Origin of the sequence: Streptomyces sp. NPDC126503, assembly GCF_040302405.1 — a bacterium.
In the GTDB taxonomy this organism is placed as follows: Bacteria; Actinomycetota; Actinomycetes; order Streptomycetales; family Streptomycetaceae; genus Streptomyces; species Streptomyces gulbargensis.
Genome location: NZ_JBEORS010000010.1, coordinates 17,412 through 44,393, shown reverse-complemented (window position 1 = coordinate 44,393; position 26,982 = coordinate 17,412). Strand labels below are relative to the sequence as shown.

The following is a 26,982-nucleotide window of genomic DNA, read 5'->3' as shown; positions in this document are numbered from 1 at the left end:
GGCCGGGTATCCGGGGGGTCATGGCACCCGGCCGGGTGCCGTCTCGCCCGCCGGTCCCGTGCCGGGCGCCCCGGTCGCGTGGGCGACGAGGAGGAAACCGTCCGGGCCGGAGGCCGTGGCCGGTCCGGCGTCACGGCGGACGCCGGGCCGTGCGGCCTCCGGGGCGGTGGGTGGGCCGGCGCTCCCGGCCGGTGCGCGCCGGTCGGGGTGGAGGGCAGGGTCGGTGGCGTGCGCGGTGACGGCGCGCCGGATCAGGACGTCCGCGTGCCAGGTCACGGCGGCGGTGTCCCCGGGACGCCGGACGGCCGGACCGCCGCCCGGGCCGAGGCACGTACCCGAGGGGAGCGCCTCGACCTCCCGGACCAGGGCGCCGTCCCGTGCACCGGGACCGTCGACGGTCGTCATGGGGTGGGCCCGAAGAGAGCGGCGGTGCCGGTGGCTTCGAGCAGGCGCGTCACCGGCCGCGCGGCGGCGGTGATGGCGAGGGAACGCCGTTCGCTGCGGGCACGGCGCCGGGCCCGGAGGAGGACGTTGAGGCCGGAACAGTCGCAGAAGGTCACGGAACCGAGGTCCAGACCGACCACGGCACCGGTCTCGCAGCGGGTGACGGCGTGCGCCAGAGCCTGGCGCAGCCGGCCGGCCACGGCCAGGTCGATCTCACCGCGGACGGTGACGGTGACACCTTCGGCGGTGTCGGTCACGGTGACGGCCATCGGGGGGTCCTCCGTCCCGTGCGGTGACGACACGAGCGAGGCAGGCTCGGGAAGCGGATGCATGAGCCCTCCAGAACCGGAACGGTTCCACGACAAGATTCTCGGCACTCGGCCCTTATACGTCAACAATTGCGCGTTTTTCATCACGCGTGATCAGCCAACGGGTCAAATGGCGGAAAAACCGGCCCCACGGGCCGGTGGCCGCCGCGACCCGGCGCGGGGAGCGAGCCGGAGACGCGAGGCCGCCCGGACCGGCCGGGACCGGTCACCCGCCGGGGCGGCCGAGCACGCGGTCGAGATACGGGTTGGAGAACACTCCCTCCGGGTCGAGCGCGTCGCGCAGGGCGGTGAAGTCGTCGAAGTGCGCGTAGCGGGGCCGCAGGTCGTCCGCGCCGAGGTCGTGCATCTTGCCCCAGTGCGGGCGGCCGCCGTAGGCGCCGAGGATCCGCCGGCAGGCGTCGAAGTACCGCCGGTACGGCATGCGGTGGTACTGGTGGAAGGCGATGTAGCAGGTCTCGCGGCCGTGGGCGGTGGAGAGCCAGATGTCGTCGGCCGCGGTGAAGCGGACCTCCAGCGGGAAGGACACCTTCTCCCCGTGGGTGTCGATCCAGGACTTCAGCTCGCGCAGCGCCTCGGCGGCGTGCTCGCGCGGGAGGGCGAACTCCCCTTCGTGGAAACGGACGTTCCGCGCGGAGACGAAGACCCGGGGGGCGTGGTCGGTCCAGGTCCTCGAGGACATGGCGCGGGCCGCGAGGCGGGTGATCGGAGGAACGAGCCCGGGGACGCGGGTGCCGATCCGGTTGAGCCCCTCGAACCCCGCGCCGCTCACCGCCTCGTCGAGCCGGCGGGCGAAGGGGCCGATCGGCGCGAGCCGCGCGTCACCGGGCAGCCGCCGGAAGCGCCGGGTCAGGGTCGTGTCGCTGTGCGGGAACCAGAAGAACTCGAAGTGGTCGTGGGCGTCCGCGAGTTCCTGGACGCGCTCCAGGGTCTCGGCCACGGGCATGGCGGCGTCACGGGCGTGCAGGGCGAAGAGGGGCACGGTCCGCAGGGTCACGCGGGTGATGACGCCGAGGGCGCCGAGCCCGACGCGGGCCGCCGCGAACAGATCCGGGCGCTCGCCGGGCGAGCAGCGGGCGAACGAGCCGTCGGCGAGGACCAGTTCCAGGGCCCGCACCTGGGTGGCGATGCCGCCGAAGCGGACGCCGGAGCCGTGCGTGCCGGTGGAGATCGCGCCCGAGACGGTCTGGCGGTCGATGTCACCCATGTTCTCCAGGGCGCGGCCGTGCGCGGCCAGCAGCGGGTTCAGCTTCCACAGCGGCATGCCGGCGCCGACCGTGACGAGCCCCGATTCGGTGTCGATCTCCTCGACCCCGTCGAGGAGATCCAGGCGGAGCTGTACGTCGGGGGCGACGGCGATCGGGCTGAACGAGTGACCGGCCCCGACGGCCTTGACGCGCAGCCCGTCCCGTACGGACTCCGAGACGGCCGCGGCCACCTCCTCCGGGCGCGAGGGCCGCAGCACCCGCCGGGGGCGCGCCTCCTCGTTGCCGGCCCAGTTGCGCCACACGCTGCTCATGCCAGGAGTCCTCTCGACCGGATCGACGGCGCCGTCGCGCCGGACGCGAGGCCCCGCACGGGGGCTTCCCACCGCGCGGCGGCCCACGGGAAGACTGGTCGGGTCAGGCGTCCCAGTCAAGTGTCCTGATGAGTTCCCGGATGCCGGCCGGCCAGGTGATCGGCTGCTCTGCGGGCGTCCCCTGGAACGGCGGCCACCCTGGCTCGTGCCCCACCGGAGCGAGCTCCGGGGGTGTCGCGGGCCAGGCGCGACATCGCGGACACGGCCGGGTCCCTCGGGGCGTCGCGCGGGTCCGCAGTCCCGGCCCTCACCCGAACGGCTCACCGTGGCGCTTCCGGTCCCATGGGACGCCGCCCTGCCCGGGCGGCGGGCCGGGCGTCCGGAGGGGGCGGGGGCGGGGTGTCGCAGCGGAGGCGCCCGGGACGGGCGGGCCGCACACTTGCATGAGGTCCGCCCCCGGGCACGACCGCGGACCGGGTTCTGCGAAGGAGGTGGCTGACGGCGTGGAAGATCCGCCTCTGACGCATGGGCCCGTCCATGACGGGCTGCCGTTCACCGACGGTGCGGCGGGGGCCCTCCTCGACTCCGCCGGCCGGATCGTCGGCTGGACGGCGGCGGCCGAGCGCCTGCTCGCGCTCTCCGCGGCCGAGGTGTGGGGCCGGCCCGTACGGGAGCTGCTGGCGGATCCCGCCGCGTGGCCGGCCCTGCGCGCGCGGGGCGCCACCGACGCCTGGTCGGGCGAGACCGCCGTGCGCACCGGCGAGGGCCGGGCCCTGCGGGTCGGCTTCCAGGTCAGCCCCCTGGCGGGAGCGGCCCCCGGGGCCGCGGCCCGGCGGGGCCCCGCGCCGGACGGCCCTCCCGGCGCCGGAGCCGAACAGGAGACCGCACCGGACGACACCCCCGCCGGGACCTCGACCGGGCCGCGCCCCGCACCGGTGACCGGCGTCACGGCCGAGTCCTGGCCCCGGCCGGAAGCCGGCGCGGACGCCCCTGCCCCGGCCGTGACCCGGTCCGCGCCGTCGGTGACGGAGCCCGCCCGGTACTTCGTGCTCGCCGCGCCGGCCACGGCGGTCGACCAGTGGCGCCAGGACCAGGCGTTCACCAGGGAGCTGTTCCTCCAGGACCGCGTCGGTCTGGCCGTGTTCGACGAGGAGCTGCGCCTGGTCAGGACCAACACGCATCTCCTGCCGTACACGGGTCTGCCCTCCGACATGCGCGACCGGCGCCTCGGGGACTTCCTGTGGCCGGAGGACGCCGCGGCGATCGAACGGCGGCTGCGCGAGGTGCTGCGCACCGGCCGGCCGCTGGTGCGGGCCGAGGAGACGGCCCGGACGCTCGTGGACCCGGGCGCGGGGGCGGTCATGGCCATCACGGCCTTCCGGATGCAGGATCCGTCGGGGCGGGTCCTGGGCGTCACCGCGCTGTTCACGGACGTCACCGAACTGCGCCGGTCCAGTGGGCGGCTGGCGGTGCTCCACCGGGCGACGGCGGCCGTCGGCGGCTCGCTGTCCGTGGGCGGCACGAGCGAGGAACTGGCGGCCGTGCTCGTACCGGACGTGGCGGACCTGGCCGTCGTGGAGATCGCCGAGGCGGTGTTCGCCGGGGAGGACCCGGCCACGGCTCCCGAGGTGCGGGCGGTGCTGCGGCGCGCCGCCGTCGCGGGCCGGCCGGGGCCGGACCTTCCGGTGCCCGACCTGCCCGTGCCGGACCCGACCGCCGTCGCGGTCGAGACGCCCGGGGGATCCGGGGGCGGCGCGCGGTCCGTGACCGGGGCGCGTCCCTCCCCCGCGTACACGATGAGCGCCCCGCTGCGCGCCCGGGGCGTGGTCCTGGGCCGGGTCACCGTGCACCGGCGGTCCGGCGCGCTCCCGTACGAGCCGGCCGATCTGGACCTGCTGCGCGAGATCGCCATCCACGCGGGCCTGGCCCTGGACAACGCCCGGCGCTACACCCGCGAGCACCGGGCCGCCGTGGAGCTCCAGCGCAGCCTCCTGCCGCCCTCGCAGTCCGAGACGGTCGCGGTGAGCACCGCGGGCGTCTATCTGCCGGCCGACACGGGGACGGGCGTCGGCGGTGACTGGTTCGACGTCATCCCGCTCTCCTCGGCTCGGGTCGCCCTGGTCGTCGGGGACGTCGTCGGCCACGGTCTCACCGCCACCGCGACCATGGGGCGGCTGCGGACCGCCGTGCGGACCCTGGCCGATCTGGACCTGGAGCCGGACGAACTCCTCATCCACCTCGACGACCTCGTCTCCCAGCTGCGGGTGGAGACCGGCGCGCCCGACCGCGCGGACCGGTACGGCGACGACGCCGGGCGCGTGGACACCGGGCCGCCGCCCGGTCCCGCCGGGGAGCCCGGCCCGGGCGCGGGCCCCGGCCGCTCGGGGGAGCCCGAGCCGGCCATCGGGGCCGGCCCCGGCCCACTGGGCGCCACCTGCCTGTACGCGGTGTACGACCCGGTGTCGCGGCGCTGCACGCTGGCGTCGGCGGGGCACCCGCCACCGGCGGTCAGGGCTCCGGACGGGACGGTGACGTACGTGCCGCTGGAGCCCGGTCCCTCCCTCGGTACGGGTGGCGTGCCCTTCGAAACGGCCGAGGTGGTGCTGGAACGCGGCTCCGTCCTCGCCCTGTTCACCGACGGCCTGGTCACGGGCGACGGCGAGGGGCTCGACACAGGCCTGGCGCGGCTGCGGGACCACCTCGCCGACGCGCACGTCACCGACGAGACGCCTTTGCGCGCGCTGGGCCACGCCCTCGTCTCCCGGCGCCCCGGGCAGCCCCTCACCGACGACGTGACGCTGCTCCTCGCCCGTACGCACGCGGTGTCCCCGGAGAACACGGCCACCTGGCCGGTGGAGCCGGACCCGGCCGCCGTCGCGGAGATCCGGGAGCGCGCCGCCCGGCAGTTGACCGCCTGGGGCCTGGACGAGCTGGCGTTCACCACCGAACTCGTCGTCAGCGAGCTGGTCACCAACGCCATCCGCTACACGGGAGGCCCCGTGGAGGTACGGATGATCCGCGCCGGCCGGCTGACGTGCGAGGTCTCCGACCCGAGCGCCACCCACCCCCGGATGCGGCGCGCGCGCCTGACCGACGAGGGCGGCCGGGGGCTCTATCTGGTGGCGCAGCTGAGTGCCCGCTGGGGCAGCCGGTACACGGCCAGCGGCAAGACGATCTGGAGCGAGCAGGACATCCCGGGCGGGCCGGCGGACGTCTCCGGTCCGGATCCGCCGGTGGGCGCCTCGGTCACACCTCCGGCCGCCCTGTGAGCCGGGCCGTCCCGGTGGCCGCGCGGGGCCGCATGGCCGCCCGATAACGGGAGGGCGGGATGCCGTACCGCTCGGTGAACGCCTGGCGCAGGGACTCGGCGGATCCGAAGCCGGAGCGCGCGGCGACGGCCGGCATCGTGAGCGTGGTGGAGGCGAGGAGCTGAGCGGCGGTCTCGGTGCGGACCTCGCGGACGTACCGTCCGGGTGAGCGGCCGAGGTGTTCGGTGAACAGGCGCGTGAGGTGACGGGGGGTCACTCCGGCCCGGGCGGCGAGGGCCGGGGTGCCGAGGTCGTGGTCGGGGTGGGCCGCGATGTGGTCGACGAGGGCGCGGACCAGGGCGTCGCGGGGCGGGGGCGCCGAGGTGAACAGGCTCATCTGCGCCTGGTTGCCCGGCCTCTGGAGGTAGACGACCAGGTGGCGGGCGACCTCGCGGGCCAGGTCGGGTCCGTGGTCCTCCTCGATGAAGGCGAGGGTCAGGTCGAGGGCGCTGGTGATGCCCGCCGCCGTGTACACGTTGCCGTCGCGCGTGTAGATCGGGGCGGGGTCGACGGTGATCTGCGGGTGCCGGGCCGCGAGCAGGGGCGCGTACCGCCAGTGCGTGGTGGCCCGGCGTCCGTCGAGGAGTCCGGCGGCGGCGAGCACGCCCGCTCCGGTGCAGACGGAGGCGACGCGCCGGCTCTCCCGGGCCAGGCGGCGGACGTGGGCGACGAGGCGCGGGTCGGCGGCGGCCCCCTCGACGCCGGTGCCGCCGGAGACGACGAGGGTGTCGAGCGGGCCCGTGACGCGTTCGAGGGCTTCGTCGCTGGCGAGGGAGAGCCCCGAGCCGCAGCGGATGGCACCGCCGCCGGGGCCGGCCACGCGGACCCGGTAGGGGACGGCGGGTTCGCCGATCCCGTTGGCCGCCGCGAGGCCCGTGGTGACGCAGGCGATGTCCAGCAGCTCGGCCGCCGCGTATCCGACGACCACGATCAGGCGCTCCCCCATGGGCGGGAGCCTAGGGCCTGTCTTTCGGATCTTGCCGGGCTCGCGTCGCCTGGCACGCACCTTCGCCGCGTTGTCGTCGGTCGCCGATTCCCCCGTAGCCCTCCGGGCACGGGAGGTACCTCCACCGCATGGACTCCCTCCTCCGCCTTGCGAACGCACGCACCAGACGCCGCTCCCTGATCCGGCCTGATCCGAAAGAAAGACCCTAGGACGGAAGGACACGTACCCCAAGGAGGCGGACACCGTTGGGCGCGGGCCCTCGCCACGGGGCGGGCGGGCCGGGACAGTGCGGGCATGACGATCGACCGACTCGCCCACCGGTGGCCCACGTTCCTGGCTCTCGCCCTGGCCGTCGTGACCTTTGCCGACGGTTCGCCGCCGGCCGGGTTCCTCGCCTCCCTCCTCGTCGCCATGCCCGTCTGCTACCTGGTCTTCGGCGCGCTGCGCGGGGAGTTGCGCCGGCGGCGGACGCTGGGCGTCCAACTCCTCGGGCTCGCCGGTTTCACGGCCGTGGCGCTGCTGGCGCTGTCGGTGTCCGTGCCGCTCGCCCTGTACGTGGTGGCGGCGGGCTGGCTGGGCCACGCCGTCTGGGACTTCGTCCATCTCCGCTCGGGAGCGGTCGTGCCACGGGCCTGGGCGGAGTGGTGCGGGGTGGTGGACGCCTCCGGCGCGCTGGCGATCGCGCTGCTGGCGTGACGTGCCCCCACCTCCTCCTGCCCGGGCCCGGGCGGACCCGGACGGCCTTGGGCTCAAGCGTCAGGCGTACGGGTCGAAGGGGATGCCCGGCGGGAGGGCCTTGGCCAGGTGGGCGGCGAAGTTGCCGTCCTTGAGACCGAAGACGGCGCTGCCGAAGTCGGCCTGGACGAGCTTCTCGCGGACGCCGGGCGGGTAGCCGTTCCAGCCGACGAGGCTCGGGAACTGCCAGGTCCCCCGGTGGTTCTCGGGCGGCTCGTCGTTGCCGCCCGCGAGACGGAAGCAGTGGGTGCTCCAGCCGTCCTTGTGGTAGACGATCTTGGGGTGGGTTCCGTCCCAGCGGACGCGGTCGCTCGGGTGGATGTCGAACCGGCCGTGCGCGGAGGTGGCGACGTAGCGGGCTCGGCCCTCGTGGATCCAGACGACCACGTGTTCCCAGTCGTGGCGGTGGCCGCCGAGACCGCTGCCGGCGACGGCCTGGTCCTTCTCGAAGTAGAGGCCGTACAGGACGGCGCACCAGCCGTTGTTGCACGTGTGGCGGGCATACCCGTTGGTGTTGGCGAGGTCCGAGGAGTCGCGGCACTGGCCGTTGAGCGCGCCGGAGGGGTTGAGACCGCCGTTGACGGTTCCGTCGGCTCCGACGGCCGGGGTCGGGTAGCAGCCGTCGGTGTCGTAGTCGTAGGCGGGTTGGTACGTCTGTTCCAGCGGGTCCGCCGCGGCGGGGAGCGCCGGGGGCGGGGCGGCGAGGGCGCTGCCGGGCGCGGCGCCGAGCAGGGCGAGCGTCATGGCGAGGACGAGTGTCCCCCTGGCACGGTTCCGCACGGTTTCCCCCACGTCTCCTGGTCCGGGGTGCGCCGGTGGCGGCGGCACCCGGTGCGGCGGCTGCCGCCGGCACCAGGCACTGACATGCCCACCTCATCGCAGTCCAATCGCGGGACGGCCCCGCGCGTCGGCGGCAGTGCGCGATGGCAGACTCCTGCCGACAGCGCGAGCGCGGGACGAGGGAGACGACGATGGCTTGGCACGACCGGCGGACGGGGCGCGCGGTCGCGGCGGCGGTGCTCGCCGCGGGCCTCGCGGCCTGCGGCGCCGACACGGGCCCCGCGGGGAACGCGGGCGGAGCCGACGGAGCCGGCTCCGGCGGCAGGTTGTCGGCCGCACTGGACGGCATTCCCGCGGGCGCGGGCGGCGAGGCCGCGCTGACGTACGTGGACGTGCGCGAGGCGCGGCGACTCCTCGGTGAGGACAGGGAACTGTACGGCGGCCTCGACGGATTCGGGATCCCGGAACTTGCGCACGCGCGGTACGACGGCGATTCGCCGCGCGCGGCCCTCGGCTTCGACGCGGCCGACGTGGACACCTCCGTGCAGATCACGCCCGGGGCAGCCCGTCTGACGGGACGCTTCGACGTGGCCGCCGTCACGGCCGCCCTGACGAAGCGGGGCTGGAAGGAGGAGCGGACCGGGGGCGGGGCCCTCTTGAGCGACGGGCCCGCGCGGACGGCGGTCTCCGGTGGTGTCCGCTCCTCCACGGCGGGACCGGAGAACGCCCTGCCGCCGCTGACGGCCCCGGAGCGCTCGGTCGCCGACGATCCGGCGTACCGGTCCGTCGTACGCTGCCTCGGCGAGGACGTGTTCGCCGCCACCTTCTACGGCACCCGGCCGGGCCGGAACCTGCCGGGGCTCACCCTCTTCGCGATCGGCGCCCGGGCCGGCACCGACGGCTCGTCGCGGGAGCGGCTGTGTGCCCTCACCGCGTCGGCCGACGGCGCCCGGCGCGTCACCGACGCGCTGAAGCCCCGGACCGCCGGGGGCGAGCGGTTCGCCGGGGCCACCCTCCGCACCGGCGGCGGCCCGGCCCCGATGGTCACCATGGAGTGGCCGAACCGGGCCGGAACGGGGCTGCGGCCCGGTGATCAGAACCGGACGGGCGAGCTGCCCCGGCTGCTCATGCCGCCGCGCTGACACCCCCGGATCACCGCCCCGCGGCCCCCCGCCGGATCGGTGCGCCGGCACGCCCCTCAGGCCGGACGGGTCGGTGTCGGCGCCCCGGAGGACGACGCACACCTGCTCCCCGGGGCGCGGCCGGTGCCCGCCGGCGTCCGGCCGCGCCGTCCACAACGTGGCCGTCCCACGGCGCTCGACACCACCGAAATAGCTAGACGATACGTTGCGTCTCGTCTAGGGTGGTGCCCATGACCACGACTCCCCCCGCCCACCTCGCCATGTTCTCCATCGCCGCCCACGGCCACGTGAACCCCAGCCTGGAGGTCATCCGCGAGCTGGTCGCCCGGGGGCACCGGGTCAGCTACGCCATCCCCGCCTCCTTCGCCGACAAGGTCGCCGCGACCGGCGCCACGCCCGTCGTCTACACCTCCACCCTCCCGACGGACGACGACCCCGACGCCTGGGGCACCGAACTGATCGACAACATCGAGCCGTTCCTCGCCGACGCGATCCACGCACTGCCCCAGCTCGCCGCGGCCTTCGAGGACGACCGGCCGGACCTGGTGCTGCACGACATCACCTCGTACCCGGCTCCCGTCCTGGCCCACGGCTGGGGCGTGCCCGCCGTCTCGCTCTGGCCCAACCTCGTGCCCTGGGAGGGGTACGAGGAGGAGGTGGCGGAGCCGGTGTTCGCCGAGCTCAAGGCGTCACCGCGCGGCAAGGCCTACTACGCGCGGTTCGAGGCGTGGCTGGCGGAGCACGGCGTCGACACCCACCCCGACCGGCTGATCGCCCGCCCGCGCCGGGCCCTGGTCCTCATCCCCCGGGCCCTGCAGCCGCACGCCGACCGGGTGGACGCCTCCGTGTACACCTTCGTCGGCGCCTGCCAGGGCGACCGGTCCGAGCAGGGGACGTGGACGCGTCCGGCGGGCGCGGAGAAGGTGCTCCTGGTCTCCCTGGGATCCGCCTTCACCAAGCAGCCGGCCTTCTACCGGGCCTGCGTCGAGGCCTTCGGAGATCTGCCGGGCTGGCACGTCGTCCTGCAGATCGGCAAGTTCGTCACCCCCGGGGAGCTCGGGGACGTCCCCGAGAACGTCGAGGTGCGTTCCTGGGTGCCGCAGCTGTCGGTGCTGAGGCAGGCGGACGCGTTCGTCACCCACGCCGGGGCGGGGGGCAGCCAGGAGGGCCTGGCGACCGCCACGCCCATGGTCGCGGTGCCGCAGGCCACCGACCAGTTCAGCAACGCCGCGATGCTGGAGTCGCTGGGGGTCGCCCGGCACTTGCCGATGGACGAGGTCACACCGGAACGGCTGCGCGAGGCGGTGCTCGCCCTCGTCTCCGACCCCGCGGTCGCGCGCCGCGCCGCCGCGGTCCGGCGGGAGATGGCCGGGGAGGGCGGGACGCGGCGGGCCGCCGACCTCGTCGAGGCGGAACTCGCGGGCCGGTGACGAAAGGGGTCCGTCCCGCAGGCGCCGATCGCCTCCGGGACGGACCCCCCGCGCGTGCCGGGGGAAGGCCCCGGCGGGGTGGTTACGGGACGAGCCGCAGCAGACGGTTCGGGGAGCCGCTGCCGGGGCTGGTCACCTTGTTCGGGGTGGAGCCGTTGACGAGGGCGGAGGCGACCTGGGCCGGGGTGGCGGAGGGGTGGCCGGCCAGGTGGACGGCGGCGGCGCCGGCCACGTGCGGGGTGGCCATCGACGTGCCGGAGATCGTGTTGGTGGCGGTGTCACCGGTGTGCCAGCCGGCCGTGATCGACACGCCGGGGGCGAAGATGTCCAGGACGGAGCCGTAGTTGGACCAGCTGGCCTTGGCGTCGGAGCTGTTGGTGGCGCCCACGGTGATCGCCTCGGGGACGCGGGCGGGCGAGGTGGAGGAGGCGTTGACGCCGGAGTTGCCGGCGGCGACGGCGTAGGTCACGCCGTCCGCGATCGACCTCTTCACCGCGTTGTCGAGGGTGGTGGAGGCGCCGCCGCCGAGGGAGAGGTTGGCGACGGCGGGCGCGCCCGCCGTGTGGTGGGACGTCACCCAGTCGATGCCCGCGATGACACCGGCGGTGGTGCCGGAGCCGTTGTTGTCGAGGACGCGGACGGCGACGATCTTCGCGGCCTTGGCCACGCCGTAGGTCTTGCCGGCGATGGTCGTGGCGACGTGGGTGCCGTGCCCGTTGCCGTCCTGGGCGACGGTGTCGCCCTCGACGGCGTCGTAACCGTTCACGGCCCGGCCGGCGATCTCGCTGTGGCTGATCCGGACGCCGGTGTCGATGACGTACGCGGTGACACCCGCGCCGGCGCTGTCGGGGTAGGTGTAGGTGCCGTTCAGCGGCAGGTTCGCCTGGTCGATCCGGTCCAGGCCCCAGGGGGCGTTGGTCTGGGTCGCGTCGGCGCGGACGAGCCGGTTCTGCTCGACGGAGGCGACGGCCGGGTCGGCGGCCAGCCTGCGGGCCTGGGTGGCGTCGAGGGTCGCCGTGTAACCGTCGAGCGCGGCGCCGAAGGTCTTGCCGACCGTGCCGCCGTAGCGCGCTATCAGTTTCCGCCCCTGGGCGGAGGAGGCCTTGAAGCCCGCGTCCTGCTTGAGCGTGACGATGTAGCTGCCGGGCACGGCGTCGGCGGCGCCGGCCGCGAGCACGGTGCCCTCGGCGGGAGCGGGGGCCGCCTGGGCGGGAAGGGCGGCGAAGGTGCCGAGCAGGGCGGCGGCGGTCGCGAGGGACGCCGTGGCGGCGAGGCGGGCAGGGGTGCGCTTGGGGAGTGCCATGACGAGGGTTTCCTCCTCCTGGGCGCCGTGCCCCCGGGGTGGGGCGGCACGGCTGTGGGGGGTGCGCGTGGGGTTCACGCACACGGCCGGGAGCGGTGGGGCCGCGCTCGGCGTGATCAGCAGCCTGTCCTCATCGGCGGCGCCGATCAAGAGAGTTGAAGCCTTGTCATGCATCTGCCACAACTCTGCAATCGAATCCCCGTCGAACGCCCGCACGATGGCGCGAAGGGCTTGCTACGGTGGCCGGGATCCGCCCCCGTCACGCCCCCTGACGGTCCGTGAGCGCGTCCGCCAGCGCGGCGGCGAACCCCTCCGGGTTGTCCAGCATCAGGTTGTGTCCCGCCGCCGGGACCTCGCGCACCGGGACACCGGCCGCCGCCATCCACGCGGCGTCCGGCTCGGGCAGGCTCCACTCCCCCACCAGGAAGGTCCGGGGGACGCCGAGGGCCACGAGGAGCTCACCGCCCGACGGCACGGTGCCCTCCACGAGCGCCACCGCGCTGCGGTGCACGGCCAGCGGGTCGGCGAGGCGCAGCCGGGCCGTGTAGTCGGGCCGGTCACCGGCGGCCAGCATGCGGGCGAAGCCCTCCGCGACGAACGCCTTCTCCTCCTGGGCGGCGACGGGACCGCTGAACGCGCCCGGGCCGGGCCGGACGTTGGGCTCGGCCACGACGAGCCGGGCCACGAGGTCCGGACGCGCCGCCGCCAGCTGGATCGCGACGGCGCCGCCCATCGAGTGCCCGACCAGGTCCACGCCGGCGAGCCCGAGGTGGTCGAGGACCGCAGCGACCGCCGCCGCCTGGGACTCCATGCGGTAGTCGAAGCCCGCGGGCCGGTCGCTCAGGCCGTGACCGAGGAGGTCCACCAGCAGCGCTCGGCCGCCCCCGAGGGCCGGGTGCGTCGCGATGTGCGCGAAGTCCGAGGCCGCCGTGCAGCCCAGCCCGTGGACGAAGACGCGCACGGGCCCCTCACCCGGCAGGTCGATCCACCGGATGTGGGCCCGCTCGTCCTCCAGGTACAACTCCCGCATGCCTGCCCGCTCCCCGTTCCGACGCCGCACGCCCTCGCGCACGGTCGGCACCCACCTTAGAAGGGGGCACCGACAGCGCGTCCGGCGCGGCCCCGCGCGTCAGGCCGGGGAGAGCACCACCAGCAGGTGGGCGACGGCTGCGGCGACCGCCGTGCGGGCCGGGCCGAGATAACGGCGGGGGTCGACCGTCTCCGGGTGCTCCGCGAGGTGCGCCCGTACCGCCCGGGTGAAGGCCTTGTTGAGGTGGGTGGAGACGTTCACCTTGGTCATGCCGGCCGCGACCGCGGCCGCGAGGTCGCCGTCCGCGACGCCCGAGGAGCCGTGCAGCACCAGCGGGGTGTCGATCGCCGCGCGCAGCCGGGCGATCAGGTCGAAGTCCAGCACCGCGTCACGGGTGAGCATCTGGTGGGAGCTGCCCACCGCCACGGCGAGCGCGTCGACGCCCGTGGCCGTGACGAAGGCGCGGGCCTCGTCGGGATCGGTGCGGACTCCGGGGGTGTGCGCGCCGCCCTTGCCGCCGATCTCGCCGAGTTCGGCCTCCACCCAGACGCCGTGCCGGTGGCAGAACTCCACGACCTCGCGGGTCGCGGCGACGTTCTCCGCGTACGGGAGCGTGGAGGCGTCGAACATGACGGACCCGAGGCCGAGGGCGACCGCCTCGCGCACCAGCTCGGGGTTCTCCGCGTGGTCGAGGTGGACGGCGACGGGCACCTTCGCCGCCCGGGCCACGGCGAGGGAGGCGAGGGCGACCGGTTCGAGGGCGCCGTGGTAGCGGACGGTGTTCTCGCTGATCTGGAGAACGACCGGCCGGTCGGCGCTCTCCGCCCCGGCCACGATGGCCTGGGCGTGTTCCAGTTGGAGGACGTTGAAGGCGCCGACGCCCCGGCCGGCGGTGCGGGCCCGGCGGACGATCTCGTCGGTGGGCGTCAGCGGCATGGTCCTTCTCCCGTGGGGGCGGCGGGTACGGCGGGGGCGGCGGCCGGCCGGCGGGGCCTTCGGCCGGAGGGGCGGTCAGCCATCGAGGTCCGCCAGGACGACCGAGCGGGTGAGGTTCCGGGGGGTGTCGGGGTCGAGGCCGCGCGCCTCGGCGACCGCGACGGCCAGGCGCTGGGCGCGCACCAGGTCGGCCAGGGGGTCGAGGTCGCTCTCCTCGACGGTGCCGCCGACCTTGCGGACCTCGTCCGCCAGCCCGGCGGGCAGGGCGCCGAAGCCCCAGGCCACCCGGCCGGGGCCGGTGATGCTGATGGGCCCGTGGCGGTACTCCATCGCCGGGTACGCCTCGGTCCAGGCGCCGGCCGCCTCGCGCATCTTGAGTCCGGCCTCCAGGGCGAGTCCGTAGGTCCAGCCGGTGCCCAGGAAGGTCAGCTGCTCGGCGGAGACGAGCGCCTCGTCCAGGGGGAGGCCGAGGGCCCGTTCGGCGTCGCCCGCCGCCTCCTCGACGGGGGCGACGCCCTCGGGCAGCGCGCCCTCGGCCTCCAGGTGGGCGCGGAGCAGGGCCAGGGCGGTCGTGGCGAACCGCGTCTGCACGACCGACTCCTCGTCGGCGAAGTCCAGGACGGCGACCGCGTCGGCGAGGTCCATGACGGGGGTGGTCGGGTCGGCCGTCAGGGCGCCGGTCGGCACGCCGCCCCGGAGCCGGGCGAGGACGGTGAGGACCTCGCTCGTCGTGCCGGAGCGGGTGATCGCGAGGACGCGGTCGTAGCGGCGTCCGTACGGGAAGGCGGAGGCGGCGAAGGCGTCGGTCTCCCCGTGGCCGCCGGACTCGCGCAGCTCCGCGTAGGCCAGTGCCATGAACCAGGAGGTGCCGCAGCCGATGACGGCGACGCGCTCGCCGCGCCGGGGCAGGGCCGCGGTGTGCCGGTCGAGGGTGCGGGCCGCCTGGCGCCAGGTGGTGGGCTGGGAGGCGATCTCCGCGGAGGTACGGGAGGTCATGCGGCGCTCCTTGCGAACGGAGAGACGGGGTGATGATTGAAGTTGCTCGGACAGCGTCAGATTCAAGCAGATCCACGCATCCACTTTCCAGGTCCCGTGCAGCGCGGCGGCTAGAATCGCCGCGCGGACGAGCGGGAGGGGAACGGCACACATGGCCAAGCACGAGCGGTGGAACGCGCTCCTCGAACTGCTCGCCGACTCCGGCAGGGTGGAGGTCGAGGAGGCCGCCGCCGCGCTGGACGTCTCCGCCGCCACGATCCGCCGCGACCTGGACGAACTCGCCGAGCAGCGGCTGCTCGTGCGCACCCGGGGCGGCGCGGTCGCCCACGGCGTCTCGTACGAGCTTCCGCTGCGCTACAAGTCCACCCGGCACACGCCGGAGAAGCGGCGGATCGCGGCCGCCGTGGCGGATCTGATCGCGCCCGGCGAGGTCGTGGGACTCAACGGCGGTACGACGACGACGGAGGTGGCGCGGGCGCTCGCGGTGCGGTTCGCCGGCGAGCGGGCACAGGCGCCGGGTGCCGTCCCGGCCGCGCCGGCGCTGACCGTGGTCACCAACGCCCTCAACATCGCCGGCGAGCTGGCCGTGCGGCCGGCGATCAAGCTGGTCACGACGGGCGGGGTGGCGCGTCCGCAGACGTACGAGCTGGTGGGACCACTGACGGCCGGCGTGCTCGGCGAAGTCGTCCTGGACGTGGTGGTGCTCGGCGTCGACGGCATGGACGCCGAGCTGGGCGTGATGGCCCATCAGGAGGAGGAGGCGGCCGTCAGTCGTCTGTTCGCCGAGCGGGCGAGCCGGGTCGTGGTCGTGACGGACTCCTCGAAGCTGGGCCGGCGGGCGTTCGCCCGCATCTGCGGGACCGGCCGCGTCGACCTCCTCGTCACGGACTCCGCCGTCCCGGCGGAGGCGGTCGCGCGGTTCGGCGAGGCGGGCGTGAAGGTGCTGACCGTCTGACCGACCGCGCCGCCGCCCTCGTGCCGGAGTCACCGGGGCCGGGCGGCGGGCGGCCGTTCAGTGGCCGGCGTACGCGGCCCGGCGGGCGGTGGCGTCCAGCAGGGCCAGGGCGTCGGCGGCGGTCCGGCCGGGGGCACGGTTCCAGGGTCCGATCAGCCCGGTCCAGCCCCGGGCGCGCAGCTCGGTGACGATCCAGGCGGCGGCCTGGTTCATGGTGTCGGCGCTGCCGTAGCCGAGGCGGTGGGCGGCGAGCAGGGCGCCGCAGACGCAGCGGGCGCCCCGGGCGTCGCGGAGCCGGTACGGGGCGTTCTGCCAGCCCCATTCCTCCAGGACCTGGCGGGCGTAGCCGAGGTGCACCGAGGGGCGCAGATCGGCCTGGCCGATCCGGCGCCACACGTGCAGGCGGTCCGGGAGCGCGGCTCCGACGCGGCCGGGGAGCCGGCGCTCGGCGGGCAGGGCGGGCGGCAGCGCGTCGAGGGCCTCGGCGACGAGCCGGTCCACCGGGACGGTGAGGAGGGCGCGCCAGTCCTCCCCCGGCCGCTCCTCCGGGCCCGGGTTCTCGCCGGGGGGAGCGGGGGCGGGGGCCTGGCCGTGCCAGTTCTCGACGATCCGCTGCCAGGTCGCGCTCTCGTACAGGGCGGCGGCCTCGCGGTCCAGGGCGTCGGGGCCGAGCAGGGAAGGGGCGGAGGACATGGGCGGCTCCTGAGGTCGGAGGACCTCATCCTTCAGCACAAATGTCGACTTCGCGACATTTGCCCCTTTCGTGGGCGCGGCGCTCGGCCACCCCTTTTCACGCCACCCGAAGGGGGAGCATTTCACCCGCTTCCCTTTCGATCGGAATTACAGCCCATATTCGGACATTGCGCTCCGGGTGACGCGTTTCACTTCCCGGCCCGCCCGGAGGGGTTCCGGCGTCGGCCGAGCCGTACGCCGCAAGGCCGTTCGCCCGGCCGCCGCTCCACAGGATCTTGAATGCGCGAATTCCGGGAACCGCTTTTCCGTGAATGCGCGGGGCGACGCCTTGTTCCCGGCCCCCTTTCTGGCCTACGGTCACCCCCATTCAGGCGGACCGCCGAATCCTGCCACCGCCTGAAAACCTCCCTTTTCACCCGACGGCAGGAGCGGGGGACCCACGAACACGCCGGTCCGGCCTTCCGGAGCGGCTCGGGGTGAAGCCGCGTGCGCGCGGCCGGACACCTCCCGTCCGAACCCGACAGCTCACCCCGCAGGCGCCGGAGAGGAAGCCGTCATGCCTGCACACGGTAAGCACCGCCGCCCTCGGCGCCGCACCGTCCCCCGTGGTCTCGCCCTCGCCGGTTCGGGCGGCGCCGCGCTGGCCCTGCCGCTCGTCGTACCCGCCTCGGCCGGTGCCCAGCCGGTCGCCGGGGCCCCGCAGACCGCCGCCCACGCGCTCCCGGCGGCGCCTTCCGCCCGGCCGGCCGCGACCGTCCCCGCCACGCTCCCCGCCGCTCCCGCCACGACCCGCACCTATACCGTCGTGAAGGGCGACTCCCTTTCCGGCATCGCACGGGAGAAGGGAATTCAGGGCGGCTGGAAGGCTCTTTACCGGGCCAACCGGACCGTGGTGGGTGACAATCCGTCACTCATTCACCCCGGGCTCGAACTGACGATTCGTCGGGATTCCGCGAAGGCTCCCGCGGCGAAGACCCCGGCCGGCACCAGCGAGCGCGCGAGCCGCGGCGAGCGGCGCTCGGCTCCCGCCTCCTCCGGTGCCGCCGCGGCTCCGGCCGCCGCTCCCGCCGCGGCACCTGCCGCCCGGGCCGCCACGACGGCCTACGCCGACAACCTGGACGGCTGGATCCGCGAGTCGCTCGACGTCATGGCCCGGTACGGCATCCCCGGTTCGTACGACGGCATCCTGCGCAACGTGATGCGCGAGTCCTCCGGCAACCCGCGGGCCATCAACCTGTGGGACTCCAACGCCGCGGCCGGCACCCCGTCGAAGGGCCTGCTCCAGGTCATCGAACCGACCTTCATGGCCTACCACGTGCCGGGCACGTCCATGGACCTCTTCGACCCGGTCGCGAACATCACCGCCGCCTGCAACTACGCGGCGGACCGCTACGGCTCGATTGACAACGTCAACGGCCCGTACTGACGTCCGAGGCGGCCGTCCGGCGTCCGAAGTGCCCGGTGAACCAGGAGGCGGCGAGCTCCGCCACCTCCTCCAGGGCGCCCGGCTCCTCGAAGAGGTGGGTGGCGCCGGGCACGACCTCCAGCCGGTTCTCGCAGCGCAGCATCGCCTGTGCCTTCCGGTTGAGGTCCAGGACGAGCGCGTCGCGTCCGCCCACCACGAGGAGGGTGGGGGCGTCGACCCGGGCCAGCCGTTCGTGGGCCAGGTCGGGCCGGCCCCCGCGCGAGACGATCGCCGCGGGCCGGGCACCGGTCCCGCCGCCCGCCGTACCGACCGGCCCGGCCGCCGCCCACAGGGCGGCGGCCGCTCCCGTGCTCGCGCCGAACCAGCCGAGCGGCAGCCCCCGGGCCGCCGGCTCCGCCGCCAGCCACTCCGTGGCCCGGGCCAGGCGTCCGGCGAGCATCGGCGTGTCGAAGACGAGCCGCCGGTCGGCCGCCTCGTCCTCGGTGAGCAGGTCGAAGAGGAGCGTGCCGAGGCCCGCCCGGTTCAGGGCTCCGGCCACCGCCCGGTTGCGGGGGCTGTGCCGGCCGCTGCCGCTGCCGTGGGCGAACAGGACGACGCCGTGCGCGTCCTCGGGCACGGCCAGCCGCCCGGCGAGGGTGCCCCCGCCCTCCGGCAGCGGGAGTCGGACGTCCGACTCCCGGACGACGGGTCCGTGCACGGCCCGGCTGTGCGCGAGCCGGGCGACGACCTCCTCGTCGGAGGTCGCGGAGAAGTCCTCGTAGAACTGGCCGACCGCGGCGAAGCCGTCCGGCGTGTGGACACACACGGTCTCGTCCGCCTCCCCGCCGAGGCGGGTGGTCCAGCCGCGGGGGGCGACCGGGACGGCGAAGACGATCCGTGCCGCGCCCCGGGCGCGGACGACCCGGCAGGCCGCGAGCGCGGTGGCCCCGGTCGCGAGCCCGTCGTCGACCACGAGGACCGTCCTGCCGTCGAGCGGTACGGGCCGCCGGCCGCCCCGGTAGCGGCGAGCGCGCCGCTCCAGCTCGGCGCGCTCGCGTTCCTCGACAGCCGCGAGGTCACCCGGGGCCACCCGGGCGTCGCGGAGCACCTGGTCGTTCAGGACCCTGACGCCGCCCTCTCCGATGGCCCCCATCGCGACCTCGGGCCGGTACGGCACGCCCAGCTTCCGTACCACGCAGATGTCGAGCGGCGCGCCGAGGGCGTCGGCGACCTCGGCGGCCACGGGGACCCCGCCCCGGGGCAGGCCGAGGACCGTGACGTCGAGGGCCGCGAGGTGGCCGAGGCGGGCGGCGAGGCGCCGTCCCGCGTCGGTCCGGTCCGTGAAGTACATGCTCGGCCGCCTTCCGCCGTCCGCGTGCGCCGCGGCTTCCGGGCGGTGCCGGGGCCCTGCCCCCGGCCCGTGCTCCCTCCAGGGTAGGCACGCCCCCACCGTCGCCCGCACCCCAAGGGAGCGGCCCGGGGCCGGGTCAGGCGGCGAGGAAGGCCTCGATGGCCTCGGCGAGGGCCTTCGGGGTCTCCTCGGGGGCGTAGTGGCCGGCGTCCTCGAGGACGTGGAGGCGGGCGTTGGGGTACCAGCGCAGCCAGGTGGCCTCCATGGCCTCCGCGCCGAGGGCGGGGTCGTGGGCGCCGACGACGAGCAGGACGGGCACGGGGTTGTCGCGGACGCGCTCGTGGAAGTCGGCGCGGGCCCAGGAGTCCAGGTAGGCGCGGAAGGCGGTGGCCGACGAACGGTTCACGGACCGTTCGACGCGGGTGCCGAGCCAGGTGTCGTCGTACCGCCCGCCGGTGGTGCGGTCGATGATGGCGCGCCGGTTCGCGGGCTCGGCGGCGGCCCCGGCGAAGAGTTCCCAGGTCTCGGGGTCGAGCGGGAAGCCCGCGGCGGAGACCGGTGAGATGCCGACGAGGGACCGGACGCGGCCGGGCTCGTCGAGGAGCATCACCTGGGCGGCCTTGGCGCCCATGGAGTGACCGATGACGGTGAAGGAGTCCCAGCCCAGGTCGTCGGCGACGGCGAGGGCGTCGGCGGCGACCTCTTCCATCGTGTAGTCGCCGGGCGTGTCGCGGGCCTCGCCGTAGCCGCGGCAGTCGAGGAAGGCGTACTGCCCGGCGGCTGGGTCGAGGTGGTCGCGGAGCGGGGCGAAGCTGGTGCGGTCGCCGAACCAGTTGTGGAGCACGAGGGCACGACCCGGCCCCTCGCCGTGCACCTCGTACGGAAGAACCCTGCCGGTCATCGCGCCCCCTGGTGGCCTGGGAAGGGCCCGCACCTCTCGGCGGCGCCCGACGACCGAGTGTGGCGTCCCGGTCGCGCGCAGTCAAAGGGGCGGTCCGGGGGACTCGTCCGGCGCGTCACCCGGTCGGTCCCGTGGCGCTGGTCGCCCCGGCCGGGCGCGGCGAGGCTGGGGGTGGCCTGTCGCTCAGGCCGGAGGACTCAGGGCGTCAGCCCCGGAGGAGGACACGTGCAGCAGGACAAGCAGCCCGAGTACCGGCCGGTGGTCTTCCGGGACCGCTCGGCGGGGTACGCGTTTCTGACGCGGTCGACGGCGACCAGCGACACCACCATCGAGTGGGACGACGGGAACACGTATCCGGTGATCGACGTGGAGATCTCGTCGGAGAGCCACCCGTTCTACACGGGCAAGGCGCGGACGGTCGACACGGAGGGCCGGATCGCGAAGTTCGAGCGCCGGTACGGCGAGCAGGGCTGAGCCGTGGCGGCGGGTCCCGGCCGGGGCGGGTGCGTGTCGAGAACGGCGCGCCCGGCCCCGGCCGGCGGGGAAGGGCTCAGCCCTTGACGACGCCGGACTTGGCGACCTTGATGCTGGCACTGGTGCGGCCGGACTGGGAGCCGAGGGACTCGATCTTCTTCACCAGGTCCTGGCCCTCCACGACCTCGCCGAAGACGACGTGCTTGCCGTCGAGCCAGCTGGTGACGATCGTGGTGATGAAGAACTGCGAACCGTTGGTGTTGCGGCCCGCGTTCGCCATGGAGAGCAGGTACGGGCGGTCGTGCTTCAGCGTGAAGTTCTCGTCGGCGAACTTCTCGCCGTAGATGCTCTTGCCGCCGGTGCCGTTGCCGTTGGTGAAGTCACCGCCCTGCAGCATGAACTCCGGGATGACGCGGTGGAACGGGGAGCCCTCGTAACCGAAGCCGTGCTCGCCGGTGGCGAGCTCACGGAAGTTGCGCGCCGTCTTCGGGACGACGTCGTCGAACAGCTTGAAGACGATCCGGCCGGCCGGCTCGTCGTTGATGGTGATGTCGAAGAACACGTTGTCGTTGCTCATGGGGACATCCTGTCATTACCCCCGTACCGCACGCGCACGGGCCGCCTCCCGCCGTGTCACGTCGCGGGTGCCCCGCCGCCCGGGGAGGGGGCGAGGGGCACCCGCGACGGCATCCGCGCGCGGGATCAGAGCAGTCCGCCGCCCCGCTGGTCCAGGGCGCCCTCGGCGGCCTGGCCGGCCTCGTGGACGACGGTCTCGACGGCCTGGTCCTCCTGGAGCAGTCCGGTGGCTCCGCCGAGGGGCGCTTCGGCGGCGTCGGCCTGCGGCGGCGGGGTGATGAGGGCGGTGACGACGCCTGCGGCGAGGGAGGCGATGGCGAGCATGCTGCGCTTCTTCATGCCCTGGTCAACTGCTCAGCGGCCGAGGAGTTACGGTTCGCCGGCCACGGATCCATCCGAGGAGGAGCAGCGAGGCGACGGCGGCCAGGGCGCACCAGGTGGAGACGAACGCCGTGCGCCACAGCAGCGCGCAGAGCGCCGCGCCCGCGCCGGTGGCGAGGCCGAGCAGGCGGAGCCGCCGGTCCCGGGCGAGGAGCAGGGCTCCGACGGTCGCGAAGAGGTAGCCGGCGAGGACCACGGGGGCGTACGGCAGGCCGACGGCGTATCCGACGGTGCGTCCGTGGATCTCGGCGGTGACGGGGGCGGTGGCGAGCCGGTGGGCGAGGAAGGCGGCGGTCCCGAGTCCGGCGGCGAGCGGCGCGTACAGGCGCGGCCGGTCGCCGGGCCGGGCGGCGGCGAGGACGCCGAGCGGCACCCAGAGCGGCAGCAGGGGCAGGGCGATCACGGCCCAGAGGAGGGTGGCCGGGCCGGCTCCCCCGCCACCGCTCCACACGGCGGCCTCCACGGCCTGGTGGGCGCCGAGGAGCAGGGGCAGGGCCGCGAGCGGGGCGTCGCCCGGACGGCGCACCGAGGCGAGGGCCACCACCCCGGCCGCTCCGATCCCGAGACCCGCCCAGAGGTCCGCCGCCGCACTCCAGCACATGTCCGATGTGTACCGCGTCCGCCGCGGGGGCGCCCCCGCGACACCGGGGCGGGGAGGCCCCCGCCTCCGAGGGCCGCCGTTCAGGCTCCGGTGGGTTCCGACTCCATGTACACGGTCGTCCCGGTCCTGCGGGCGCGGTCGACGGCGGCGAGGCGGCGGAACTCTCGGGGGTCCATCTCGCGCTCCCACTCCTCCAGGGTCCGCACCCGGTACTCGCTGTGCTCCCCGGGGTCGAGGACGATCCCGGCGATCTGTTCGTCGGTCAGCTCGCCGCCGTCGAAGACGAATCCGATGTGGTTCGCCGGCCAGGCGGCACCCCGGTCCGTGGTGAAGTCGGCGCCGAGGAGGCGCGGCGGGCCGGTGAAGACGATCCCGGTCTCCTCGCGGCACTCGCGCAGGGCGGTCTGCCAGGGCGTCTCCCCCGGGTCCATGTTGCCGCCGGGCCACTGCCACCGGCAGGACTCGGCTCCGTAGCCGGCGCGCAGCTGGAAGGGGCGCCCCGCCGTGTCCGTGAAGTAGAGACAGGCGTAGGCCGTCGCTCTCGGCAGGGTCTCGACGTATGCGGCGGGCGGCAGCCAGGCGTGCGTCATGGGCGGCTCTCTCTCGACGGGCCGATGGGGATTCCTCCATCCAAGCGGTCCCGGGCGGACCGTCCGGCCGCTCCGGAACGGATCACCGGATCGTGTGAGCCGGCCGGGGCGGCGGGGCGGGGGCCGGTCAGTCCGCGGAGACGAGCCCGGTCTCGTAGGCGAGGATGACGAGGTGCACGCGGTCGCGGGCGCCGAGCTTGGACAGGAGCCGGGTGAGGTAGGTCTTGGCGGTGGCGACGCTGAGGTGGAGCTCCTGGGCGATCTCGGTGTTGGATAGGCCGCGGCCGACGAGGGTGAGGACCTCCCGTTCGCGGTCGGTGATGCCGTCGGGTCCCGGGCGGGGTGCGGCGGCGGGCCGGCGGGGGCGGCCGGCGAACTCCTTGATGAGGCGGCGGGTGACCCCGGGGGCGAGGAGCGCGTCACCGGAGGCGACGATCCGGACGGCGGCGAGGATGTCGTCGAGGGCCATGTCCTTGACGAGGAAGCCGGAGGCTCCGGCGTCCAGCGCGCCGTAGACGTGCTCGTCGTCGTCGAAAGTGGTGAGGACGACGACCCGGGCGCCGCTCGGTCCGGCGGTGACGCGGCGGGTGGCCTCGATGCCGTCGGTGCCGGGCATGCGGAGGTCCATGAGCACGACGTCGGCGGCGGTCGCCTCGGTGAGGCGGACGGCTTCGGCCCCGTCGGCGGCCTCGCCGACCACGAGGAGGTCGGGGGTGTCGGCGATGACCATGCGGAGCGCGGTGCGGACGAGGGGCTGGTCGTCGGCCAGGACGACACGGACCGGGGGCGCGTCTCCGGTGCCGGGGGTGGCGGGTGGTGCGGGGGTGGCAGGGCTCATGGCGGGGGCGACTCCGGGGCGGGGGTGGCGGTGGGGTGAGGGGTGAAGGTCAGGTGGAGGGTGAGGGTGAGGCCGGGGTGGAGGGTGAGGGCACGGGCAGGTGGGCGGTGACGCGGAATCCGCCGGCCGGCCGGGGGCCCGCCTCGAACCGTCCGTGGAGCAGGCCGACGCGCTCCCGCATGCCGATCAGGCCGTGGCCGGAGCCTCCGCCGGTGCGGGCACGCTCCTGGCCGGGGCGCGGACCGGGGTCCTCGACGGTGACGACGAGGGACGCGGGGTCGCGGTGGTCGACGGTGACCGTGCAGGAGTCCGCGCCCGAGTGGCGTACGACGTTGGTGACGGATTCCTGGACGAGGCGGAAGGCCGAGAGGTCGATGTCCGGGGGCAGGGGGCGGGGGGCGCCGGTGCGGTGGACCGTGAGGCGGACGCCCGCGGCGGCGGTGAGCGCCGTGAGCCGGTCGAGCGCGTCCAGGCCGGGCATGTCGGGCAGCCCGGCGGGTCCGGCGCCGTGCGGGTCGCCGGGCGCGGACGGTTCCGCTCCGGTGTCCTGGTCCGGGGTGCGCAGCGCGCCGACCATCCGGCGCAGGCCCGCCAGGGTGTCGCGGCTCGCGGCCTCGATCTCGGCGAGGGCCTGGCGGGCCGCGTCGGGCTGCGTCGTGATGACCCGGCGGGCGGCGCCGGCCTGGAGGGCGACGATGCCGATGCTGTGGGCGACCGTGTCGTGCATCTCGCGGGCCACGCGGAGGCGCTCGGCGGTGACGGCCCGTTCGGCGGCGCGTTCGGCGTCCCGGACGCGGGTCTCCTCCGCGTGCGTACGGCTCTGCCGCTCGAAGCGGCCGAGCAGCCAGGCGACGGCGGCGGTGAGCCCCACCGCCAGGGCGCCGGTGGTGCCCACGCTCCAGCCGGAGAGGAGCCGGACGGCCAGGTACGCCACGGGGACGCCGAGGGCCAGCAGCAGGGCCCGGTTCGCCTCGCGGGCCGGCCGGGAGGCGGCGATGACGTACAGGGCCACGTCGACGGCGAGGTACTGGGCGAGGGGGATCGCGGTGACGGACAGGGGCGTGGTGCCCACGACGGCGGCGGCGAGGAGGTGGCGGAGCGCCGCGGCCGGCCGGCGGGCCAGCAGCAGGCCGCCGCGCACCGCGAGGGCCGTGGCGAGGGCGAGCAGGGTGAGGCCGTCCCAGCGGAGGAACGCCACACCGGCCAGGACGTCCGCCTGCTCCTGGCCGGGCAGACGTACGCGGAGGAGGAAGGTGAAGGCCAGCCCGGCGAGCCAGGCCGTCACCGTCCACCCGGCCGGGGTGATTCTCCTCAGGTACGGGGCCGACGGCATGACAGACATGCCGCGATCGTAGGGGCCCGGGCGCCGCCGGTCGTCGGACCGGGGGTGTACGACCGGGGATGACACGGCGGTGACGGATTGTCGGCGCCGGTCCGATGTCCCGCCGGGGCGCGGGCGGCACCGTTGTGGTCATGATCGATGTCAGGGAACTCACCAAGCGGTACGGCGGCAGAACCGCCGTCCAGGCACTCACCTTCACGGTCCGGCCGGGCCGGGTCACCGGTTTCCTCGGGCCCAACGGGTCGGGCAAGAGCACGACGCTGCGGATGATCCTCGGGCTGCACGCGCCGACGAGCGGCTCCGTGACGGTCGGCGGGCGGCCCTTCGCGGAGCGCTCGCGGGGGCTGCGGCACGTCGGGGCACTCCTCGACGCCGGGGACGCGCACGGCGGTCTGACGGCACGGCGGCATCTGGCCGTGCTCGCCCGGGGCAACAGGCTGCCGCCCGCCCGGGTCGACGCCGTCCTGGAGGAGGTGGGCCTCGCGGACGCGGCGCGGCGCCGGATCGGCGGCTTCTCGCTGGGCATGCGGCAGCGGCTCGGGATCGCGGGGGCGCTCCTCGGTGATCCGCCGGTGCTGCTGTTCGACGAACCGCTCAACGGCCTCGACCCGGAGGGCGTGCGGTGGGTGCGGGGCCTGTTCCGGCGGCTGGCCGCCGAGGGCCGTACGGTCTTCGTCTCCAGCCATCTGATGACGGAGATGCAGCACACGGCGGACGAGCTGGTGGTGATCGGGCGGGGCCGGCTGATCGCGGCGGAGAGCCTGTCCGCGTTCGCCGGGCGGGCGGGCCCGCCGCAGGTGCTGGTGGGGACGTCCGATCCGGCGGCGCTGGCCGGTCCCCTGCTCGCGGCGGGGGCCGTCGTCGTGGAGGAGGCCGGGCGGCTGACGGTCTCGGGTCTGCCGGCCGCGCGCGTCGGGGAACTGGCGCTGCGTCACCGGGTGCCGCTGCACGAGCTGACGACGCGGACCGCGTCCTTGGAGGAGGCGTTCATGGAACTCACCGCCGGCAGTGTCGAGTACCCGGCGGGAGACCTCCGGTGACCGGGGCCGTCCTGTCCGCGCGGGAGCCGCGGGCCCGGTTCCGGGACCTGTTCGCCGCCGAGTGGCTGAAGCTGTGGTCGCTGCGGTCCACGTTCTGGTCGCTGCCGGCGGCGATGGTGGCCGTGGTGGCGTTCAACGTGGGGACCGCCTGGGACCACTACCGGTACTGGCACGCGTACGGCCCGGCCGACCGGGTGGACTTCGTGGCCCACGGCATGGCGCTGCGCGACGCGTTCACGGGGAACGCCGCCACCGTGCTGGTGCTGTGCGCGGCGGCCATGGGGGCGGTGACGGTGTCCGGTGAGTACGCGAGCGGGTCGATCCGCACGGCCTTCGCCGCGGTGCCGGCGCGGGGGGCGGTGATGTCGGCGAAGGTCCTGGTCGTGGCGGCGGTGCAGACCCTGTTCGGGGCGGCGGTCGCGGGGCTGTCGTTCTGGCTGACGCAGGCGGTGCTGGCGGCCCGCGGCGCGGGGGTGCCGCTCTCGCATCCCGGGGCGCTGCGCATCGTCCTGGCGTCGGCCCTGCTGGCACCGGTCTGCGCGGTGGCCGGGATGGCGCTCGCGGCCGTGGTGCGGCGGGCGGCGCTGTCGGTGGTCGCGGCGGTGGTGGTGCTGCTGTTCCTGCCCATGGCGCTGAGTGAGCGGCGGCATCTCACGGCGGTCCTCGCGCACGCGACGCCGCTGAGGGCCTGGGAGCGGCTGGTCGCGGCGGGACCCGCGGAGGCGGTGCCGTACCCGTGGACGACGGGCGGGGCGTGGCTCGTGTACGGGATGTGGCCGGTCGCCGCGGCGGTCGTGACGGCGCTGGTGGTGCGGCGCCGGGACCAGTGAGCGGGGCGCGGGCGGGGCGGTGAACCGTTCTCGGACGGGGGCGTGTCCGGGGACGGTTCACCGTTCTCGGAGCGTCCGGGCCGGTGAACCGTTGGGGCTCGGGCGCGTCC

The 26,982-nt window shown here is 75.3% G+C and carries 27 protein-coding genes and 1 riboswitch; of the genes, 9 read left to right on the top strand and 18 right to left on the bottom strand.

All coding sequences use genetic code 11. The features are described 5' to 3' along the window. Positions 1 to 18: 18 nt before the first annotated feature. The 3 genes from ABTY40_RS15660 to ABTY40_RS15650 form a co-directional block, all read right to left on the bottom strand. Positions 19 to 405 (bottom strand): hypothetical protein, encoded by a 387-nt coding sequence (locus ABTY40_RS15660; RefSeq protein ID WP_352059979.1) that lies wholly within the window; start codon positions 403 to 405, stop codon positions 19 to 21. Then, the gene (locus ABTY40_RS15655; protein WP_352059978.1) at positions 402 to 713 is read right to left on the bottom strand and encodes an STAS domain-containing protein; all 312 of its coding nucleotides are present in this window, start codon (positions 711 to 713) and stop codon (positions 402 to 404) included. The genes ABTY40_RS15660 and ABTY40_RS15655 overlap by 4 nt, the downstream gene beginning before the upstream one ends. Before the next feature lie 265 nt (positions 714 to 978). Continuing rightward, complete coding sequence (locus tag ABTY40_RS15650; RefSeq protein WP_352059977.1) at positions 979 to 2,289, bottom strand: D-arabinono-1,4-lactone oxidase; 1,311 nt, start codon at positions 2,287 to 2,289, stop codon at positions 979 to 981. Positions 2,290 to 2,792: 503 nt separating this feature from the next. On the opposite strand from ABTY40_RS15650, the gene ABTY40_RS15645 reads away from it, so the two are divergent. Continuing rightward, entirely contained in the window at positions 2,793 to 5,558 is a 2,766-nt protein-coding gene (locus tag ABTY40_RS15645; protein ID WP_352059976.1) for a SpoIIE family protein phosphatase, read from the top strand. On the opposite strand, the gene ABTY40_RS15640 is transcribed toward ABTY40_RS15645, so the two are convergent. Beyond that, entirely contained in the window at positions 5,536 to 6,543 is a 1,008-nt protein-coding gene (locus ABTY40_RS15640) for a GlxA family transcriptional regulator (protein WP_352059975.1), read from the bottom strand. The two genes, ABTY40_RS15645 and ABTY40_RS15640, sit on opposite strands and share 23 nt — an antisense overlap. A gap of 294 nt (positions 6,544 to 6,837) precedes the next feature. Between ABTY40_RS15640 and ABTY40_RS15635 the strand changes: the two genes are divergently transcribed. Beyond that, positions 6,838 to 7,239 carry a hypothetical protein gene (locus ABTY40_RS15635; protein ID WP_345277897.1) on the top strand — a complete coding sequence of 134 codons (402 nt, stop codon included), beginning with the start codon at positions 6,838 to 6,840 and terminating at the stop codon, positions 7,237 to 7,239. Positions 7,240 to 7,299: 60 nt separating this feature from the next. On the opposite strand, the gene ABTY40_RS15630 is transcribed toward ABTY40_RS15635, so the two are convergent. Further along, a complete protein-coding gene (locus ABTY40_RS15630) occupies positions 7,300 to 8,022 on the bottom strand; it encodes an NPP1 family protein (RefSeq protein WP_352060135.1) in 723 nt (240 codons plus the stop codon). A gap of 227 nt (positions 8,023 to 8,249) precedes the next feature. On the opposite strand from ABTY40_RS15630, the gene ABTY40_RS15625 reads away from it, so the two are divergent. Both ABTY40_RS15625 and mgt read left to right on the top strand, forming a co-directional pair. Then, positions 8,250 to 9,200 carry a hypothetical protein gene (locus ABTY40_RS15625; protein WP_352059974.1) on the top strand — a complete coding sequence of 317 codons (951 nt, stop codon included), beginning with the start codon at positions 8,250 to 8,252 and terminating at the stop codon, positions 9,198 to 9,200. 230 nt (positions 9,201 to 9,430) lie between these two features. After that, positions 9,431 to 10,630, top strand: a complete 1,200-nt coding sequence (mgt, locus tag ABTY40_RS15620; protein ID WP_352059973.1) for a macrolide-inactivating glycosyltransferase — start codon at positions 9,431 to 9,433, stop codon at positions 10,628 to 10,630. An 82-nt stretch (positions 10,631 to 10,712) separates the two neighbouring features. Here the strand turns inward: mgt and ABTY40_RS15615 are convergent, their stop codons facing one another. The 4 genes from ABTY40_RS15615 to ABTY40_RS15600 form a co-directional block, all read right to left on the bottom strand. After that, on the bottom strand, positions 10,713 to 11,933 hold the full coding sequence (locus tag ABTY40_RS15615; RefSeq protein WP_352059972.1) for a S8 family peptidase: 1,221 nt from the start codon (positions 11,931 to 11,933) through the stop codon (positions 10,713 to 10,715). A 259-nt stretch (positions 11,934 to 12,192) separates the two neighbouring features. Then, positions 12,193 to 12,963, bottom strand: coding sequence for an alpha/beta fold hydrolase (locus ABTY40_RS15610; RefSeq protein WP_352059971.1), 771 nt, complete (start codon positions 12,961 to 12,963; stop codon positions 12,193 to 12,195). A 99-nt stretch (positions 12,964 to 13,062) separates the two neighbouring features. After that, a complete protein-coding gene (locus ABTY40_RS15605; RefSeq protein ID WP_352059970.1) occupies positions 13,063 to 13,899 on the bottom strand; it encodes a class II fructose-bisphosphate aldolase in 837 nt (278 codons plus the stop codon). A 75-nt stretch (positions 13,900 to 13,974) separates the two neighbouring features. Next, positions 13,975 to 14,895 (bottom strand): SIS domain-containing protein, encoded by a 921-nt coding sequence (locus tag ABTY40_RS15600; protein ID WP_352059969.1) that lies wholly within the window; start codon positions 14,893 to 14,895, stop codon positions 13,975 to 13,977. A gap of 151 nt (positions 14,896 to 15,046) precedes the next feature. Here ABTY40_RS15600 and ABTY40_RS15595 point away from each other — a divergent pair, with 151 nt between their 5' ends. Beyond that, on the top strand, positions 15,047 to 15,850 hold the full coding sequence (locus ABTY40_RS15595; protein WP_352059968.1) for a DeoR/GlpR family DNA-binding transcription regulator: 804 nt from the start codon (positions 15,047 to 15,049) through the stop codon (positions 15,848 to 15,850). Positions 15,851 to 15,907: 57 nt separating this feature from the next. Here ABTY40_RS15595 and ABTY40_RS15590 read toward each other — a convergent pair whose 3' ends face one another. Next, positions 15,908 to 16,543, bottom strand: a complete 636-nt coding sequence (locus ABTY40_RS15590) for a DUF6197 family protein (protein ID WP_352059967.1) — start codon at positions 16,541 to 16,543, stop codon at positions 15,908 to 15,910. 383 nt (positions 16,544 to 16,926) lie between these two features. Further along, positions 16,927 to 17,095: riboswitch (cyclic di-AMP (ydaO/yuaA leader) on the top strand. Positions 17,096 to 17,099: 4 nt separating this feature from the next. On the opposite strand from ABTY40_RS15590, the gene ABTY40_RS15585 reads away from it, so the two are divergent. Beyond that, positions 17,100 to 17,969, top strand: coding sequence for a LysM peptidoglycan-binding domain-containing protein (locus ABTY40_RS15585; RefSeq protein ID WP_352059966.1), 870 nt, complete (start codon positions 17,100 to 17,102; stop codon positions 17,967 to 17,969). On the opposite strand, the gene ABTY40_RS15580 is transcribed toward ABTY40_RS15585, so the two are convergent. Next, the gene (locus ABTY40_RS15580; RefSeq protein ID WP_352059965.1) at positions 17,953 to 19,299 is read right to left on the bottom strand and encodes an alpha/beta family hydrolase; all 1,347 of its coding nucleotides are present in this window, start codon (positions 19,297 to 19,299) and stop codon (positions 17,953 to 17,955) included. The two genes, ABTY40_RS15585 and ABTY40_RS15580, sit on opposite strands and share 17 nt — an antisense overlap. Positions 19,300 to 19,435: 136 nt before the next feature. Continuing rightward, positions 19,436 to 20,200 carry an alpha/beta fold hydrolase gene (locus tag ABTY40_RS15575; RefSeq protein WP_352059964.1) on the bottom strand — a complete coding sequence of 255 codons (765 nt, stop codon included), beginning with the start codon at positions 20,198 to 20,200 and terminating at the stop codon, positions 19,436 to 19,438. A gap of 225 nt (positions 20,201 to 20,425) precedes the next feature. Between ABTY40_RS15575 and ABTY40_RS15570 the strand changes: the two genes are divergently transcribed. Then, entirely contained in the window at positions 20,426 to 20,674 is a 249-nt protein-coding gene (locus ABTY40_RS15570; protein WP_309051348.1) for a type B 50S ribosomal protein L31, read from the top strand. A gap of 76 nt (positions 20,675 to 20,750) precedes the next feature. Here the strand turns inward: ABTY40_RS15570 and ABTY40_RS15565 are convergent, their stop codons facing one another. The 6 genes from ABTY40_RS15565 to ABTY40_RS15540 form a co-directional block, all read right to left on the bottom strand. Beyond that, positions 20,751 to 21,251, bottom strand: a complete 501-nt coding sequence (locus tag ABTY40_RS15565; RefSeq protein ID WP_352059963.1) for a peptidylprolyl isomerase — start codon at positions 21,249 to 21,251, stop codon at positions 20,751 to 20,753. Positions 21,252 to 21,376: 125 nt separating this feature from the next. Beyond that, positions 21,377 to 21,589 carry a hypothetical protein gene (locus ABTY40_RS15560; RefSeq protein ID WP_352059962.1) on the bottom strand — a complete coding sequence of 71 codons (213 nt, stop codon included), beginning with the start codon at positions 21,587 to 21,589 and terminating at the stop codon, positions 21,377 to 21,379. A gap of 7 nt (positions 21,590 to 21,596) precedes the next feature. Beyond that, entirely contained in the window at positions 21,597 to 22,232 is a 636-nt protein-coding gene (locus ABTY40_RS15555) for a DUF6629 family protein (RefSeq protein WP_352059961.1), read from the bottom strand. A gap of 80 nt (positions 22,233 to 22,312) precedes the next feature. Continuing rightward, positions 22,313 to 22,822: an NUDIX domain-containing protein gene (locus ABTY40_RS15550; protein ID WP_352059960.1), complete on the bottom strand. Its 510-nt coding sequence runs from the start codon at positions 22,820 to 22,822 to the stop codon at positions 22,313 to 22,315. A 127-nt stretch (positions 22,823 to 22,949) separates the two neighbouring features. Then, positions 22,950 to 23,660: a response regulator gene (locus ABTY40_RS15545; protein ID WP_352059959.1), complete on the bottom strand. Its 711-nt coding sequence runs from the start codon at positions 23,658 to 23,660 to the stop codon at positions 22,950 to 22,952. Positions 23,661 to 23,709: 49 nt separating this feature from the next. Further along, entirely contained in the window at positions 23,710 to 25,002 is a 1,293-nt protein-coding gene (locus ABTY40_RS15540; RefSeq protein ID WP_352059958.1) for a sensor histidine kinase, read from the bottom strand. Between the two features lie 131 nt (positions 25,003 to 25,133). On the opposite strand from ABTY40_RS15540, the gene ABTY40_RS15535 reads away from it, so the two are divergent. Continuing rightward, positions 25,134 to 26,042: an ABC transporter ATP-binding protein gene (locus tag ABTY40_RS15535; RefSeq protein WP_352059957.1), complete on the top strand. Its 909-nt coding sequence runs from the start codon at positions 25,134 to 25,136 to the stop codon at positions 26,040 to 26,042. Next, positions 26,039 to 26,872: an ABC transporter permease subunit gene (locus tag ABTY40_RS15530; protein ID WP_352059956.1), complete on the top strand. Its 834-nt coding sequence runs from the start codon at positions 26,039 to 26,041 to the stop codon at positions 26,870 to 26,872. Before ABTY40_RS15535 ends, ABTY40_RS15530 begins: the two co-directional genes overlap by 4 nt. The last annotated feature ends 110 nt before the right edge of the window (positions 26,873 to 26,982 follow it).